This is a genomic window from Pseudomonas aegrilactucae, from assembly GCF_019168305.1.
Classification (GTDB): Bacteria; Pseudomonadota; Gammaproteobacteria; order Pseudomonadales; family Pseudomonadaceae; genus Aquipseudomonas; species Aquipseudomonas aegrilactucae.
Window position 1 is genome coordinate 33,758 of sequence record NZ_JAHTBI010000054.1, and the last position, 15,355, is coordinate 49,112.

General features: G+C 64.3%; 11 protein-coding genes. 6 read left to right on the forward strand and 5 right to left on the reverse strand.

Annotated features, from left to right (window positions below; all coding sequences use genetic code 11):
• Positions 1–4: 4 nt before the first annotated feature.
• Both KUO17_RS16270 and KUO17_RS16275 read right to left on the reverse strand, forming a co-directional pair.
• Positions 5–1,312 carry an NAD(P)/FAD-dependent oxidoreductase gene (locus KUO17_RS16270; RefSeq protein WP_217976559.1) on the reverse strand — a complete coding sequence of 436 codons (1,308 nt, stop codon included), beginning with the start codon at positions 1,310–1,312 and terminating at the stop codon, positions 5–7.
• A 27-nt stretch (positions 1,313–1,339) separates the two neighbouring features.
• A complete protein-coding gene (locus tag KUO17_RS16275) occupies positions 1,340–2,704 on the reverse strand; it encodes a glutamine synthetase family protein (RefSeq protein ID WP_217976560.1) in 1,365 nt (454 codons plus the stop codon).
• A gap of 447 nt (positions 2,705–3,151) precedes the next feature.
• Here KUO17_RS16275 and hrpA point away from each other — a divergent pair, with 447 nt between their 5' ends.
• From hrpA to KUO17_RS16305, 6 genes are all read left to right on the forward strand, one after another.
• Positions 3,152–7,063 (forward strand): ATP-dependent RNA helicase HrpA, encoded by a 3,912-nt coding sequence (gene hrpA, locus KUO17_RS16280; RefSeq protein WP_217976561.1) that lies wholly within the window; start codon positions 3,152–3,154, stop codon positions 7,061–7,063.
• 206 nt (positions 7,064–7,269) lie between these two features.
• Complete coding sequence (locus tag KUO17_RS16285; protein ID WP_217976562.1) at positions 7,270–8,391, forward strand: beta-ketoacyl-ACP synthase III; 1,122 nt, start codon at positions 7,270–7,272, stop codon at positions 8,389–8,391.
• Between the two features lie 13 nt (positions 8,392–8,404).
• A complete protein-coding gene (locus KUO17_RS16290) occupies positions 8,405–9,013 on the forward strand; it encodes an RNA polymerase sigma factor (protein WP_217976563.1) in 609 nt (202 codons plus the stop codon).
• Positions 9,007–9,246 carry an anti-sigma factor family protein gene (locus KUO17_RS16295; RefSeq protein WP_217976564.1) on the forward strand — a complete coding sequence of 80 codons (240 nt, stop codon included), beginning with the start codon at positions 9,007–9,009 and terminating at the stop codon, positions 9,244–9,246. The genes KUO17_RS16290 and KUO17_RS16295 overlap by 7 nt, the downstream gene beginning before the upstream one ends.
• 209 nt (positions 9,247–9,455) lie before the next feature.
• Positions 9,456–10,769 carry an OprO/OprP family phosphate-selective porin gene (locus KUO17_RS16300; RefSeq protein WP_217976565.1) on the forward strand — a complete coding sequence of 438 codons (1,314 nt, stop codon included), beginning with the start codon at positions 9,456–9,458 and terminating at the stop codon, positions 10,767–10,769.
• Between the two features lie 97 nt (positions 10,770–10,866).
• The gene (locus KUO17_RS16305) at positions 10,867–11,991 is read left to right on the forward strand and encodes a GNAT family N-acetyltransferase (RefSeq protein WP_217976566.1); all 1,125 of its coding nucleotides are present in this window, start codon (positions 10,867–10,869) and stop codon (positions 11,989–11,991) included.
• Between the two features lie 91 nt (positions 11,992–12,082).
• Here the strand turns inward: KUO17_RS16305 and KUO17_RS16310 are convergent, their stop codons facing one another.
• The 3 genes from KUO17_RS16310 to KUO17_RS16320 form a co-directional block, all read right to left on the reverse strand.
• Positions 12,083–13,915, reverse strand: coding sequence for an ABC transporter ATP-binding protein (locus tag KUO17_RS16310; protein WP_217976606.1), 1,833 nt, complete (start codon positions 13,913–13,915; stop codon positions 12,083–12,085).
• A 69-nt stretch (positions 13,916–13,984) separates the two neighbouring features.
• Positions 13,985–14,542: a peptidylprolyl isomerase gene (locus KUO17_RS16315; protein ID WP_217976567.1), complete on the reverse strand. Its 558-nt coding sequence runs from the start codon at positions 14,540–14,542 to the stop codon at positions 13,985–13,987.
• Positions 14,536–15,351 (reverse strand): alpha/beta fold hydrolase, encoded by an 816-nt coding sequence (locus KUO17_RS16320; protein WP_217976568.1) that lies wholly within the window; start codon positions 15,349–15,351, stop codon positions 14,536–14,538. Before KUO17_RS16320 ends, KUO17_RS16315 begins: the two co-directional genes overlap by 7 nt.
• Positions 15,352–15,355: the final 4 nt, after the last annotated feature.

The following is a 15,355-nucleotide window of genomic DNA, read 5'->3' on the forward strand; positions in this document are numbered from 1 at the left end:
GGCCTCAACGCAGTTTTTCAAGCATCTGGTAGTACCACATCCCCGCCGCCAGCAGCGGGTTGCCCAGCACATCGCCCATCGGCACCTTGATGTGGCTGCAGCCGGCAAATGTATCGAACCTGCCCAATGTGCCGGTAATGGCTTCAGCCATGATTTCGCCCATGATATGGCTGGTGGCGATGCCGTGCCCCGAATACCCCTGGCAATACCACACGTTGTCCGACAGCTTGCCCAGCTGCGGTATGCGGTTGACCACGATGCCCATCGCGCAGCTCCACTGGAACTCGATCGGCACGCCCTTGAGCGCCGCAAAGGTCGCCTCGATGCAAGGGCGCAGCTCGCGTGCAATGTCCCGTGAGTCACGCCCCGAATAGTTGGCGCCCCCGCCGAACAGCAGGCGTCCGTCCGCAGTCATGCGGTAATAGTCGAGCACGAAGCGGCAGTCGTACACCGCCAGGTCCTGCGGGTTGAGTTGCCTGGCCAGCTCACCCAGTGGCGTGGTGGTCACGATGCCGCCCATGGCCGGGAAGATCTTGCCCTTGAGCTGGGGTTTTTCGAGCCTGTGGTACACATCGCCGGCCAGCATCACCTGGCGTGCATTGACGCGACCCTGGGCGGTGACCACCGCTGGCGTGTCGCCGTGCAGGATCTGCAGCACCTCGGAGTTCTCGAAGATCAGCGCACCCAGCTGGTGCGCCGCGCGCGCCTCGCCCAGGCACAGGTTGAGCGGGTGCAGGTGCAGGTTGCGCAGGTTTTTCAGTGCTCCCAGGTACAACGGGCTGTCCAGGTGCTGGCGTACGCTGTCGCGATCCAGCATCTGCACCTGTTCGCCCATGCCCCGGCGCTGTGCTTCGTCTGCGAAGGCCTGCAGCTCGGCCATGTGCGCAGGCTTCATGGCTGCGTGCAGGTGGCCGTGCTTGAGGTCGCAGTCGATGCCGTAGCGTTGCACCCGCTGCTCGATGATGTCATGGCCGCGAAAGCGCAGTTGCCAGATGAAATCGTCGACCTCATCACCCAGGCGCTTGCGCATCTGTTTGCGCATCGCCTCGTCGCCCGACAGGCTGCCGGTCACCTGGCCGCCGTTGCGACCACTGGCGCCCCAGCCGATACGGTTGGTTTCGACAATGGCCACCTTGAGGCCGCGCTCGGCCAGTTCCACCGCGCTGGCCACGCCGGTGAAGCCGCCGCCGATGATCACCACGTCGACCTCGACCGTGCCCTGCAGGGTCGGGTACTGGGTGGTGTCGTTCAGGCTGGCGGTGTAGTACGAGGCACTGCGCTGTGCAGGGCCATGATTCAGGGCTGCATTCATGTAGCGGTTCCTTGCAGAAAAGGGGGGTTACGCCTGGGTCAGGTACCAGCGCCAGTCCTGTTCGCCGACTTCGGCCATGAACTGGCGAAACTCCGCGCGCTTGACCGCCAGGTACACCCCCAGGAAGGCCTCGCCGAACGCTTCGCGGGCCCAGTCCGAGCGCTCCAGCGCCGTCAACGAGGTCAGCCAGTCGGTAGGCAGCAGGTGGGTAGCCTGGGCATAGCCGTTGCCCTCGACCGGGGCGCCCGGGTCGAGTTGCTGGCGGATGCCCTGGTGGATGCCGGCCAGGATCGCCGCTGCTGCCAGGTACGGGTTGGCGTCGGCGCCGCAGATGCGGTGTTCGATATGCCGGGTATAGGCCGGCCCACCCGGGACGCGCAGGCTCACGGTGCGGTTGTCGACCCCCCAGGTGGGCGCCAGCGGCGCGTAGCTGTTGGCCTGGAAGCGGCGATAGGAGTTGGCGTTGGGGCAAAACAGCAGCAGCGCGTCGAGCAGGTGGGCCAGCATGCCACCCACCGCCTGGCGCAGCAGCGGCGTGCCGGCCTTGTCTTCGCTGGCGAACAGATTGGTGCCGGCCGCGTCGGCCAGGCTGACGTGCATGTGCATGCCGGTGCCGGCCAGGTGGTCGAACGGCTTGGCCATGAAGCAGGCCTGCATGCCGTGCTTGTGCGCCACGCCCTTGACCAGCCGCTTGTAGCGCACCGCCTGGTCCATGGCCAGCAGCGCGTCGCCGTGCTCCAGGGTGATTTCCACCTGGCCGGGGGCGTACTCGGAAATCGCCGTGCGTGCCGGAATGCCCTGGGCCTTGCACGCGCTGTAGAGGTCGGCCAGAAACGGCTCGATCTGCTCCAGCTCGCGCAGGCCGTACACCTGGGTGCTCCGCGGGCGGCCGCCGTCGGCATCCAGCGCCGGCTGCGGGCGCCCCAGGTGATCGGGTTGCTGGTCGAGCAGGTAGAACTCAAGCTCGCAGGCCATCACCGGCTGGTAGCCATCGGCCTTGAGTGCATCGATCACCTTGACCAGCAGTTGGCGCGGGTCGGCGATGGTCGCCGGCAGCCCCTCGGTCGGGTGCATGCTGACTTGCAGCGCGGCGGTCGGTATCTGCCGCCAGGGCATGCGTACCAGGCTGCCCGACAGGGGATAGGCGCGGCAGTCGATGTCGCCCACATCCCACACCAGCCCGGAGTTCTCCACGTCATCGCCATTGAGGGTCAGGCCCAGGATGGTGCTGGGCAAGGGGCGCCCGCTTTCATACACGGCCAGCAGTTCTTCGCGGTGCAGCAGCTTGCCGCGTGGCACGCCGTTGGCATCAAGGATGAACAGCTCGATCATGTCGATATCGGGGTTGGCGGCCAGAAACGCCTGGGCCTCTGCTACAGGGGCAAACTGCATGGTGCACTCGCTCACGCCACGAAGGCGTACGGGATCACGCGCACGGCGGCGCGGCAATCGGTCGACAGGGTGCGGCCGCACAAGGGCGGCGCGCCGGTTCAGTCAGCGGCGCGAGCGGTATCTGGTGGGCGGGCATGGCGGCAATGCCACAAGGCCCAGAAGGCGAGGATCACATTGAACAGGGGATTTTCACCGGGGCGAGCCCGCACCTTCGGGAACGAAGGGCGCATCACGGGGCGGGGCATGCACAAGGGTGAAGTCATGCGCTGATACTCCCACGTGGCACAAGGTTCATTAAATCGGGCTTTGTATACCTTCAGTTGCGCGCTGGCTAAACATTGCCCCGAACGGTCGAACCGTGCCGTGGCGGGGCAAATCTGCGACAATCCCCGCCTGACAACGCCGATCATGTGAAAGCAGGCTCACCTGCATTATTAAAAAGACGTCATGACTGACCAGAACGCCGATATCGAGCAACTGCTGAAAAACATTGACCATGCCATGATTGCCGAGCGCCATCGCCTGCGCCGGCAACTGCATGAACTGCGCAAGCGCCCCGACGAGGCCAAGCTCGCCCAATGGGCGGCGCGGGTTCAGGCTTCCTGCGCACAGGTCACAGCGCGCCAGCACAGCGTGCCGCGTATTCACTACGACGACAGCCTGCCGATCGCGGCCAAGCGCGACGAGATCAAGAAGGTGCTGGCCGCGCACCAGGTGCTGATCATCGCCGGTGAAACCGGCTCGGGCAAAACCACCCAGTTGCCCAAGATCTGCCTGGAACTCGGTCGTGGCCTGCACGGCCAGATCGCCCACACCCAGCCACGCCGTATCGCTGCGCGCAGCGTGGCCACGCGGGTCGCCGAAGAACTCGGCACGCCATTGGGCGCACTGGTCGGTTACCAGGTACGTTTCGAAGACCAGAGCGACGCCAACACCCTGGTCAAGCTGATGACCGACGGCATCCTGCTGGCCGAAACCCAGCACGACCGCTTTCTGGAACGCTACGACACGATCATCGTCGACGAAGCCCATGAACGCAGCCTGAACATCGACTTCCTGCTCGGCTACCTCAAGACCCTGTTGCCGCGCCGCCCGGACCTCAAAGTCATCATCACGTCGGCGACCATTGATCTTGAGCGTTTCTCCAAACACTTCAACGATGCGCCGATCATCGAGGTATCCGGGCGTACCTTCCCGGTCGAGACCTGGTACCGCCCGCTCACCAGCGAGCAGGACGAGGAGGGCAACCGCGTCGAGGACGACCTGACCGTCGACCAGGCGATCCTCGCCACCCTCGACGAAATTGCCGCCCACGAGCGCAGCCTCGGCAAGGGGCCGGGCGATGTGCTGGTGTTCCTGCCCGGCGAGCGCGAAATTCGCGATGCCGCCGAGATGCTGCGCAAGGCGCAGTTGCGCCATACCGAAATATTACCGCTGTACGCCCGGCTGTCGCCGGCCGAGCAGCAGAAGATCTTCCAGTCCCACCCGGGGCGCAGGGTGGTGCTGGCCACCAACGTTGCCGAAACCTCGCTGACCGTGCCGGGCATCCGCTACGTGATCGACAGCGGCACCGCGCGCATCAGCCGCTACAGTTACCGCGCCAAGGTCCAGCGCCTGCCCATCGAAGCGGTCTCGCAGGCCAGTGCCAACCAGCGCAAGGGCCGTTGCGGGCGGGTCGAGCCGGGCATCTGCGTGCGCCTGTACAGCGAAGAGGATTTCAACGGTCGGCCGGCGTTTACCGACCCCGAGATCCTGCGCACCAACCTTGCGGCAGTGATCCTGCAGATGCTGCACCTGCGTCTGGGCGAGATCGATGCGTTCCCGTTCATCGAGCCGCCCGATGGCAAGGCCATCAGCGACGGCTTCAACCTGTTGCAGGAGCTCTCGGCGGTCAACCGCGAAAATCAGCTGACGCCACTGGGACGACAGCTGGCGCGTCTGCCGGTCGACCCGCGCCTGGGCCGCATGCTGCTGGAGGGTGCCAAGCAAGGCAGCCTGCAGGAATTGCTGATCGTCGCCAGTGCGCTGTCGGTGCAGGACCCGCGCGAGCGTCCGCCGGAGCGTCAGCAAGCCGCCGACCAGGCCCATGCACAGTGGAAAGACCCCGACTCGGATTTTGCCGCGCTGGTCACCCTGTGGCGTGGCTTCGAGGAGCAGCGCCAGGCACTGACCGCCAGCCCGCTGCGCAACTGGTGTCGCAAGAACTTCCTGAATTATCTGCGCCTGCGCGAGTGGCGCGACGCCCACCGCCAGTTGAGCCTGATCTGCCGCGACCTGCAGTTGAGCATCAACAAGGAGCCGGCCGACTACCCGCGCCTGCACAAGGCGATCCTCTCCGGGCTGCTCAGCCAGATTGGCCAGAAGACCGAAGACGGCGACTATCTCGGCGCACGCCAGCGTCGCTTCTGGGTTCACCCCTCCTCGGGGCTGGGAAAGAAGCGCCCGCAGTGGCTGATGACCGCCGAGCTGGTGGAGACCACCAAGCTGTATGCACGCATGGTCGCCAAGATCGAGCCCGACTGGATCGAGCCGCTGGCCGGGCACCTGATCAAGAAGAACCACTTCGAACCGCACTGGGAGAAAAAGCGCGGCCAGGTGGTGGCCTACGAGCAGGTCACGCTGTACGGCATGATCGTGGTCGGCCGTCGCCCGGTGCATTACGGCCCCATCGACCCACAGATGTCCCGCGAGCTGTTCATCCGCGAGGCGCTGGTAGGGGGCGAAATCCAGTCACGGGCCAAGTGCCTGGCGGCCAACACGCGTTTGCTCGAGCAGCTCGACGAGTTGGAAGCCAAGGCGCGTCGGCGCGATATCCTGGCTGACGAAGAAACCCTCTACGGCTACTACGAAGCGCGCCTGCCGGCTGAAATTCACCAGACGGCGACCTTCGACAGCTGGTACCGCGTCACCAGCCAGCAAGACCCGCAACTGCTGATCATGCGCGAAGAGGACGTGCTGGCGCGCGAAGCCAGTGAAGTCACCGCTGCGCAGTACCCCGATACCCTGCGCCTGGGTGACCTGAGCCTGGCGCTGAGCTACCACTTCGAGCCCAACCACCCGCGTGACGGGGTGACTGTGCGGGTGCCGGCGCCGTTGCTGCCGAGCCTGCCGGGCGAACGCCTGGAGTGGCTGGTGCCAGGGTTGCTTGAGGCCAAGTGCATTGCCCTGGTGCGCAACCTGCCCAAGGCCTTGCGCAAGAACTTCGTGCCGGTGCCGGACTTCGTCAAGGCGGCATTGCAGCGCATGACCTTCGCCGAGGGCTCGTTGCCCCAGGCACTGGGCCGCGAATTGCTGCGCATGACCGGCGTGCGGGTGACGGACGAGGCGTGGGCCGAGGCAGCGGCGCAGGTGGAAAACCACCTGAAGATGAACCTGGAGGTGGTCGATGGCCAAGGCAAGTTTCTTGGCGAGGGCCGCGACCTGACCGAGCTCACGGCGCGCTTCGTTGCCGCCAGCCAGGCTGCACTGGCCGTGCCGCAGTCGGCCAAGGCCCAGCAGCCGGTGGAGGCCAAGGTGTTCGCCGAGGTCGCCCAGACCGCCCAGCAGAAGATCGCCGGGCTGTCGATGACGGTGTACCCGGCGTTGGTGGAAGAGGGCGGCACCGTCAAGGAAGGGCGTTTCTCGACCCTGGCCGAAGCCGAGTTCCAGCACCGCCGCGCGCTGCAACGCCTGCTGCTGCAGCAACTGGCCGAACCTGCCAAGTTCCTGCGCACCAAGCTGCCCGGGTTGACCGAGCTGGGCCTGCTGTACCGCGAGCTGGGACGGGTCGATGCGCTGGTCGAGGACATCCTGCTGGCCAGCCTGGACACCTGCATTCTGGACGGTGAAAGCAGCCTGCCACGGGATGGCGCGGGCCTGGCCTCGCTGGCCGAGCGCAAGCGCGGCCACTGGGCCGACCACGCCGAACGCCTGGCGCGACTGACCCTTGATATCCTCAAGCTCTGGCACGGCCTGCAAAAGCGTTTCAAGGGCAAGATCGACCTGGCCCAGGCCGTGGCGCTCAACGACATCAAGCAGCAATTGGCCAACCTGGTGTATCCGGGCTTCGTGCGTGAAACCCCGGCCGTGTGGCTCAAGGAACTGCCGCGCTACCTCAAGGCCGTCGAGCTGCGTCTGGAGAAGCTCGGTTCGCAGGTACAGAAGGACCGCGTCTGGAGCGGTGAACTGAGCGGCCTGTGGGCACAGTACAAGGCGCGCGCCGACAAGCATGCCCAGGAAGGCAAGCGCGACGAGCAAGGGGTGCTGTACCGCTGGTGGATCGAGGAATACCGGGTATCGCTGTTCGCCCAGCAGTTGGGCACCAAGGTGCCGATTTCCGACAAGCGCCTGGCCAAGCAGTGGAGTCAGGTGGAAGCCTAATCGCCGAGACTTGTGGCACACTTGGCGAACTTCGCGGTGCGGCGCCGGCCCTGATTGGCCGGCGCCTGTCCCGCTACAGCATGCAGCACAGCGCATTGCCCCGCTTGCCTGGGGCGTTGCCTGTACAACTTGGTACTCACGTGCCATTTGACTGACCGAACAGGTCGTTGCCGGGCAGGCAATGGCCCCCGAACAGAGGAACGACCGTGCATAACGTCGTCATCAGCGGCACCGGCCTGTACACCCCGGCCAACAGCATCTCCAACGAAGAGCTGGTCGAGTCTTTCAACGCCTACGTCAACCAGTTCAATGCCGACAACGCCGCCGCCATCGAGCGGGGCGAGGTGCAGGCGCTGGCCGAGTCGAGCGCCGCGTTCATCGAAAAGGCCTCGGGCATCAAGCGCCGCTTCGTGATGGACAAGGCAGGCATCCTTGACCCGCAGCGCATGAAGCCGCGCCTGCCCGAACGCAGCAACGACGAGCCGTCGATCCTCTGCCAGATGGGCGTGGCGGCGGCCGAGCAGGCCCTGTCGCGTGCCGGGCGCACGGCGGCCGACGTGGACGCGGTGATCGTCGCCTGCTCCAACCTGCAGCGCCCGTACCCGGCGATTGCCATCGAAGTGCAGCAGGCCCTGGGCATTGCCGGCTTTGGCTTTGACATGAACGTGGCCTGCTCCTCGGCCACCTTCGGTATCCAGGCGGCGTGCAACAGCGTGCAGTTGGGCCAGGCCCGTGCGGTGCTTGTGGTCAGCCCGGAGATCTGCACCGGCCACCTGAACTTCCGTGACCGTGACAGCCATTTCATCTTCGGCGATGCGGCCACTGCGGTGCTGGTCGAGCGCGCCGACCTCGCCACCTCGGCGCACCAGTTCGACATCGTCAGCACCAAGCTGCTGACCCAGTTCTCCAATAACATCCGCAACAATTTCGGCTTCCTCAACCGGGCCGGGGAAGAGGGTGTCGATTCAGCCGACAAGCTGTTCGTGCAGGAAGGCCGCAAGGTGTTCCGCGAGGTGTGCCCGATGGTTGCCGAACTGATCGGCCAGCACCTGGGCGAGAACAACCTCAACGTCAGCGACGTGAAACGCTTCTGGCTGCACCAGGCCAACCTCAGCATGAACCACCTGATCGTGAAGAAGCTGCTGGGCCGCGACGCGCTGGTCGAGGAAGCCCCGGTGATCCTCGACAGCTACGCCAACACCAGCTCCGCCGGTTCCGTGATTGCCCTGCACAAGCATCAGGACGACCTGCCCACGGGCGCGCTGGGCGTGCTCAGCTCGTTTGGCGCAGGCTATTCGATCGGCAGCGTGATACTGCGCAAACGCTGAGTGCCGTTGCGTCATGCCAGACGCACAAGCCCGGTTGCTCGAACGCCTGCTGGCAGGTGAACAGCAGGCGTTTGCCGAGTTGGTGCAGACCTATCAGGGGGCGATGCGTGCGGTAGCCTACGCGATCGTGGGCAGCCGCCACGCCGATGAAGCGGTGCAGGATGCGTGGCTGGCCGTGGTACGCGCCTTGCCAGGCTTCGAGCGGCGCTCCAGCCTCAAGACCTGGTTGCTGACCATCACCGCGAATGCGGCCAAGACGCGCTATCGGCACAACCGCCGCGAGGTGTTGCTCGACGACCTGCCTGGCCCTCACGGCAGTGTCGGCGATGACCGCTTCGCCCGCGACGGGCACTGGTTGGCGGGGCCTGCGGCCTGGCACGAAGACAGCCCCGAAGCCCTGCTCAGCCAGGACGAGTTGCGCCAATGCCTGGAGCACACCCTGCTCAGCCTCTCGCACCTGCAGCGCAGTGTGCTGGTGCTGCGCGAGCGCCAGGGCCTGGAACTGCACGAGATCTGTAATCTTCTGGAGCTGTCGCTCTCCAATGTTCGCGTGCTGCTGCACCGGGCGCGCCTGAAGGTCTTTGCCACCCTGGAGCATTTCGAGGAAACCGGCCAATGCTGAGTTGCAAGGAACTGGTCGCGCGTTCCAGCGATTACCTGGATGACCAACTGACACTGGGCGATCGCCTGATGACGCGCCAGCACCTGCTGTTCTGTCGTCACTGCCGCCGGTTTCTGCGCCAGTTGCGCCTGGCCCAGGCGACCGTGAAAGCGTTGCCCGAGACGCCGGCGATCAATGTCGAGTCGTTGGCCGAGCGCCTGGCGACCGAGCGGCGCTCGGCCGGCAAATCCTGAAAAGCGACGTGAAAGGCCCTGCAACGGGGCCTTTTGCCTTATTCACAATCGAAGTAAAAAGTTCCCCTGTCACGAAACATTTATCTAACAGCCACTGAGCTGACATAACCCCCCGCCAAGATTCCTCCCCAGCACAAGTGGCCTGAGCCGCGTGTTTTTTCAACGTAATCAAGACCATAAACGTTTATGAACGTAGGGGAGTTTGTTCGATGATCCGTAAGCACTTCGCAGGTTTCGTAGCCAGCGCCTTGGCCATGGCCGTTACCGCCCAGGCTTTCGCGGGCACCGTGACTACCGACGGCGCCGATATCGTAGTCAAGACCAAGGGCGGCCTGGAGGTCGCTACCACCGACAAGGAATTCAGCTTCAAGCTGGGCGGTCGGGTACAGGCCGACTACAGCCGTTTCGATGGTTTCTACACCCGTGATGGCGACACGGCTGATGCCGGCTACATGCGTCGCGCCTTCCTGGAGCTGGGTGGTGTGCTCTACACCGACTGGGCTTACCAGATCAACTACGACTTCTCGCACAACTCCGGTGGCGACAACCGCGAGTCGGACGGCTACTTCGACGAAGCCTCGCTGGCCTACAACGGCTTCAAGCCCGTGTCGATCAAGGTCGGTCGTTTCGACCCCGAGTTCGGCCTGGAAAAAGCCACCAGCTCCAAATGGGTAACCGCGCAGGAGCGTACCGCTGCCTATGACCTGGCGGACTGGGCCAACGCACACAACGGCGGCATGGGCATCCAGGTGTCGGGTAATGCCGGTGACTCGCTGTACGGCTCTGCCGGCCTGTTCGCCAAGGACGCCACCGATCAGGACAAGGACGGCGACAGCACCAAGCAGTTCAACCTGCGTGGTGTGTTCGCACCGATGCACGAAGCCGGCAATGTCCTGCACATCGGCGTGAACTACGCCCAGCGTGACCTGGCCGACACCGCGTTCGATGGCCGTATCCGCAGCCGCCTGGGCATGCGTGGGGTGAGCACCGATGGTGGTCAGGATGCCGGTGCCAACGGTAACCGCCTGGTGCTGGGTGGCCAGAACAACACCCCGGTCGGTGCCTACGACACCGACAAGGCCTGGGGCCTGGAAGCGGCCTTCGCGGCCGGTCCGTTCTCGGTACAGGGCGAGTACATCAAGCGTGACGTGCAAGCCGATGACGCTGCCTTCTCCGACATCAAGGCCGACGGTTACTACGGTCAGGTGGCCTACACCATCACTGGCGAGGCGCGTGGCTACAAGCTCGGCAAGTTCGACGCCATCAAGCCTGCGAACAAGCAGATCGGAGCCTGGGAAGTGTTCTATCGCTATGACCACCTGAGCGTTGACGACAACAACGGCGCGTTTGCCGATGTGGGTGATATCGAAGCCAAGGTGCACAACCTGGGCGTCAACTGGTACGCCAACGAGTCGATCAAGCTCAGCGGCGTGTACGTCAAGGCCAAGACCGACAATGCTGAAAACACTGTTGGCGACGACAGCGGCGACGGTTTCGTGATGCGCGCGCAGTACGTGTTCTAAGGGTTACCCCTGCAACAACACTCCTTCATCCGTTAGATCTTCAGCCCCGCCCCCGCGGGGCTTTTTTTTTGCCTGCACGAAGGGGCAGACTGCGCGCATGCCCATTTCACGCCTGCCGCACCTCGCCGATATCGACGCCGCCACCTGGGATGCCCTGGTGCCGGATGACCAGCCATTCCTGCGCCATGCCTTTCTGCGCAGCCTGGAGGACAGTGGCAGCGTAAGCCCGCGTACCGGCTGGACGCCGGCGCATGCCTTGCTGCGCGATGCCGCGGGGCAACTGCGCGCAGCCATGCCGGCCTATGTGAAGACCCATTCCTTTGGCGAATATGTGTTCGACCATGGCTGGGCTGACGCCTGTGCCCGCGCGGGTATCGACTACTACCCCAAGTTGCTGTGTGCCGTTCCGTTCTCGCCGGTCAGCGGCGCTCGCCTGCTGGGCGATGCGCAGGCGGCCGGGGAACTGCTCGATGGCGTGACCGACAGCCTGTTCGAACAAGGCCTGTCGGGGTTGCATGTGAACTTCACCGATGCCGCCAGCGATGAGGTATTGCGCGGGCGCGAGGGCTGGATGGAACGCCTGGGCTGCCAGTTTCACTGGCGCAATCAGGGCTACCGGGACTTTCAGGACTTTCTCGACAGCCTCAGCTCGCGCAAGCGCAAGCAGATGCGCAAGGAGCGCGAGCAGGTGGCGGGGCAGGGGATCGAGTTCCAGTGGTACTGCGGCGATGAGTTGAGCGAGGCGCAGTGGGATTTCGTGTTTGCCTGTTACGCCAATACCTATGCCGTGCGCCGGCGTGCGCCGTACCTGACGCGGGCATTTTTCAGTCTGCTGGCCGAGCGCATGCCCGAGACGATCCGTGTGGTGATGGCGTGCCAGGGCGGGCGCGAGGTGGCAATGGCGTTCAGCCTGGTCGCTGGTGACAGTCTGTATGGTCGGTATTGGGGGTGCCTGGCGGAGTTCGACCGGCTGCATTTCGAGACATGTTTCTATCAGGGCATGGACATGGCCATCGCCCAGGGGCTGCAGCGTTTCGATGCGGGCGCACAGGGTGAGCACAAGCTGATTCGCGGGTTCGAGCCGGTGATCACGCGGTCGTGGCACTATTTGCTGCATCCGGGGCTGAAGACGGCGGTGCAGGACTTTCTGGCGCAGGAGCGGGTGGGGGTGATGGGGTATGCCGAGCAAGCGCGTTCGGCATTGCCTTTCAAACAGATTTGAGGGCCCCTTCGCTGGCAAGCCAGCTCCCACAGGGCCTGCGTACATCGGACCTGTGGGAGCTGGCTTGCCAGCGAAGCAGACGCCGCGGCCTTCAATCGACCCCGACAAAACCACCTGTCTGGTGATGCCACAGCCGCGCATACAAGCCCTGGTGCGCCAGCAACTCGGCATGGCTGCCCACTTCGGCAATCCTGCCTTTCTCCAGCACCACCAGGCGGTCCATGCGGGCAATGGTCGACAGGCGGTGCGCAATCGCGATCACCGTCTTGCCCTGCATCAGGGTTTCCAGGCTCTCCTGGATCGCCGCCTCCACTTCCGAGTCCAGCGCTGAGGTGGCCTCGTCCATGATCAGGATCGGCGCATTCTTGAGCAGCACCCGCGCAATCGCGATACGTTGACGCTGGCCACCCGACAACTTGACCCCGCGCTCGCCCACATGTGCATCCAGCCCCATACGGCCCTGGGCATCTGACAGCAGCGGGATGAACTCGTCGGCGCGCGCACGGCATACCGCTTCCCACAGTGCTTCTTCAGTGGCATCCGGCCGCCCGTACAACAGGTTCTCCCGGATCGAACGGTGCAGCAGCGAGGTGTCCTGGGTGATCATGCCGATCTGCGCACGCAGGCTGGCCTGGGTCACCTGGGCGATGTCCTGGCCATCGATGAGGATGCGCCCGCCTTCCAGGTCATACAGGCGCAGCAGCAGGTTGACCAGGGTCGACTTGCCCGCCCCCGAAGGGCCGATCAGGCCGATTTTCTCGCCCGGCCGGATGTCCAGGCTCAGGCCGCTGATGATGCGACTGCCCTTTTTGCCGTAGTGGAAGTCCACATTGTCGAAATGCACCGCGCCGCGCTCCACCTTGAGCGCCGGCGCATTCGGCAGATCGGTGACCGTCACCGGCTGGGCGATGGTCTGCAGGCCGTCCTGCACGGTACCGATGTTCTCGAAGATGCCGTTGACCACCCACATGATCCAGCCGGACATGTTGACGATACGGATCACCAGGCCGGTGGCCAGGGCGATGGCGCCCACGCTGATCAGCGACTGGGTCCACAGCCACAGCGCCAGGCCCGTGGTGGCGACGATCAGCAGGCCGTTGAGGCTGGTGATGACCACGTCCATGCTGGTGATCACGCGCGAGGCCAGCTGGGTCTTCTCGGTTTGCTCGCTGATCGCTTCACGGGCGTACTGCTGTTCGAAGTCGGTGTGGGCGAACAGCTTGAGGGTGGCGATGTTGGTGTAGCCGTCGACGATGCGCCCCATCAGCTTGGAGCGGGCGTCGGACGACACCACGGCCCGTGCCTTGACCCTGGGCACGAAGTAGCAGAGGGCACCGATGTAGGCGAGTATCCAGCCGGTCAGCGGCAGCATCAGGCGCCAGTCGGCCTCGGCGAACAGCACCAGGGCGCTGATCGCATAGATCAGCACGTGCCACAGCGCATCCACCGCCTGCACAGCCGAGTCGCGCAAGGCGTTGCCGGTCTGCATGATGCGCTGGGCAATGCGCCCGGCAAAATCGTTCTGGAAGAAGTTCATGCTCTGGCGCAGCACATGGGTGTGGTTCTGCCAGCGGATCATGCTGGTCATGCCCGGGCTGATGGTCTGGTGCACCAGCAGGTCATGCAGGCCGACGAATATCGGCCGCAGGACCAGCGCCACCACCAGCATCCAGATCAGCTCGCCGGCGTGGTCGCGAAAGAAATTCAGGTTCGGGGTGCCCTGCGTCAGGTCGATGATACGGCTCAGGTAGCTGAACAGCGCCACCTCGATCATCGCTCCGATCAGGCCGACCACCAGCAGCACGGCAAAGCTGGGCCATACCTGGCGCAGGTAGTAAAGGTAGAAAGGCAGGACTTTGCCCGGTGGCGCCGCCGTTGGCGCCTCACGGAAGATATCGATCAGCTTTTCGAAACGGCGGTACAGCCTCAAAACGGTAACTCCTGTCTGAATCGACCAGGCCGGTCATGGTTCACGTCCCTGTGAACCCGATGCTCAGTCGATGCGTTTGGCGGATTTGATCAGCACGGGGTCAACCGGCACGTCGGCCATGCCGTTCTTGCGCGTGGTGGGCGAGTTGACGATCTGGTCGACCACGTCCATGCCCTTGACCACCTTGGCGAATACGGCATAACCGGCATCGCGGCCCGGGTCCAGGAAGGCGTTGTCGGCCACGTTGATGAAGAACTGGCTGGTGGCCGAGTTCGGGTTGGAGGTACGTGCCATCGACAGCGTGCCGCGGGTGTTGTGCAGGCCATTGCTGGCTTCGTTGCGGATCGGGTCCTGGGTCGGCTTTTGCTGCATCTGCGCCGTGAACCCGCCGCCTTGCACCATGAAGCCCGGGATCACACGGTGGAAAATGGTGTTGGTGTAGAAACCGCTGTCGACGTATTGCAGAAAGTTTTTAGTCGAAATCGGCGCCTTGACCGGGTCCAGTTCGACCTCGATCTGGCCAAAACTGGTGTCCAGCACGACGTGAGGGGCTTTTTCAGCGGCCATCAGGCTGGTGGCGAAAACGACCGAGCAGGCGCCAAGCAGAAGTTTTTTCAGCATGAACTCAATGATCCTTGAGAGGGGGTTGAAGCTGTCGCCAGAAACTGCAGCAGGGTCTGGTTGAACAGCTGGGGTTGATCCAGCGGTGTAGCGTGCCGTGAATCGTCGATGACCGCCAGTCGTGCCTGAGGGATAAGGGCGACATAGCGCTGTTTAAGTTGTATCGGCGTGTAGTCGTGGTCGGCCGTGATGACCAAGGTAGGACAGCGGATCTGCCCAAGGCGTTCCTGTACGCCCCAGCCGACGATGGCATCGAAACTGGCCAGGTAGGCGCGCTTGTCGTTGCGCGCCCAGCGCTCGGCCATCGTGCGTCGCAGCTCAAGCTGTTCGGGTTTGGGGAACAGGCGTGCGGCCAGAGCCTTGCCGACGGCTTCCAGACTGAGCAGGCGCGCCAGGGTCCAGCGCTTGGCCCACTGCCAATAATCGTCGCGGCTGCGCAGCTTGACCTCGGGGGCGCTGTTGACGATGCACAGGCTGCGCAGCCAGGCCGGGTGATCGACGGCAAACTGAAACCCGATCATGCCGCCCATCGACAACCCCACCAGGTGTACCGGGCCGGTACCGAGGTGCTCCAGCAAGGCCAGCAGGTCGGCGCTGAACGTGGTGATGCTGTAGCGCTCGCGGGGCTTGTCGGAGCGGCCGTGGCCGCGCACGTCCGGCACGATGACGCGGTAGGTGCGGGCCAGCTCCGGTACCTGGTACTCCCAGTCCTGGCTGCTGGAGCCCAGCCCGTGCAGCAGCACCAGGGGCTCGCCCTGGCCGTATTCCTCATAATGCAGGGTGCAACCTTCATGTTCGAAATAGGCCATCGGC

What these genes read in the sequence shown, in the direction of transcription:
- KUO17_RS16270 (WP_217976559.1), bottom strand. Translation starts at nt 1,312, where the DNA reads ATGAATGCAGCCCTGAATCATGGCCCTGCACAGCGCAGTGCCTCGTAC.
- KUO17_RS16275 (WP_217976560.1), bottom strand. Translation starts at nt 2,704, where the DNA reads ATGCAGTTTGCCCCTGTAGCAGAGGCCCAGGCGTTTCTGGCCGCCAAC.
- hrpA (WP_217976561.1), top strand. Translation starts at nt 3,152, where the DNA reads ATGACTGACCAGAACGCCGATATCGAGCAACTGCTGAAAAACATTGAC.
- KUO17_RS16290 (WP_217976563.1), top strand. Translation starts at nt 8,405, where the DNA reads ATGCCAGACGCACAAGCCCGGTTGCTCGAACGCCTGCTGGCAGGTGAA.
- KUO17_RS16295 (WP_217976564.1), top strand. Translation starts at nt 9,007, where the DNA reads ATGCTGAGTTGCAAGGAACTGGTCGCGCGTTCCAGCGATTACCTGGAT.
- KUO17_RS16300 (WP_217976565.1), top strand. Translation starts at nt 9,456, where the DNA reads ATGATCCGTAAGCACTTCGCAGGTTTCGTAGCCAGCGCCTTGGCCATG.
- KUO17_RS16305 (WP_217976566.1), top strand. Translation starts at nt 10,867, where the DNA reads ATGCCCATTTCACGCCTGCCGCACCTCGCCGATATCGACGCCGCCACC.
- KUO17_RS16315 (WP_217976567.1), bottom strand. Translation starts at nt 14,542, where the DNA reads ATGCTGAAAAAACTTCTGCTTGGCGCCTGCTCGGTCGTTTTCGCCACC.
- KUO17_RS16320 (WP_217976568.1), bottom strand. Translation starts at nt 15,351, where the DNA reads ATGGCCTATTTCGAACATGAAGGTTGCACCCTGCATTATGAGGAATAC.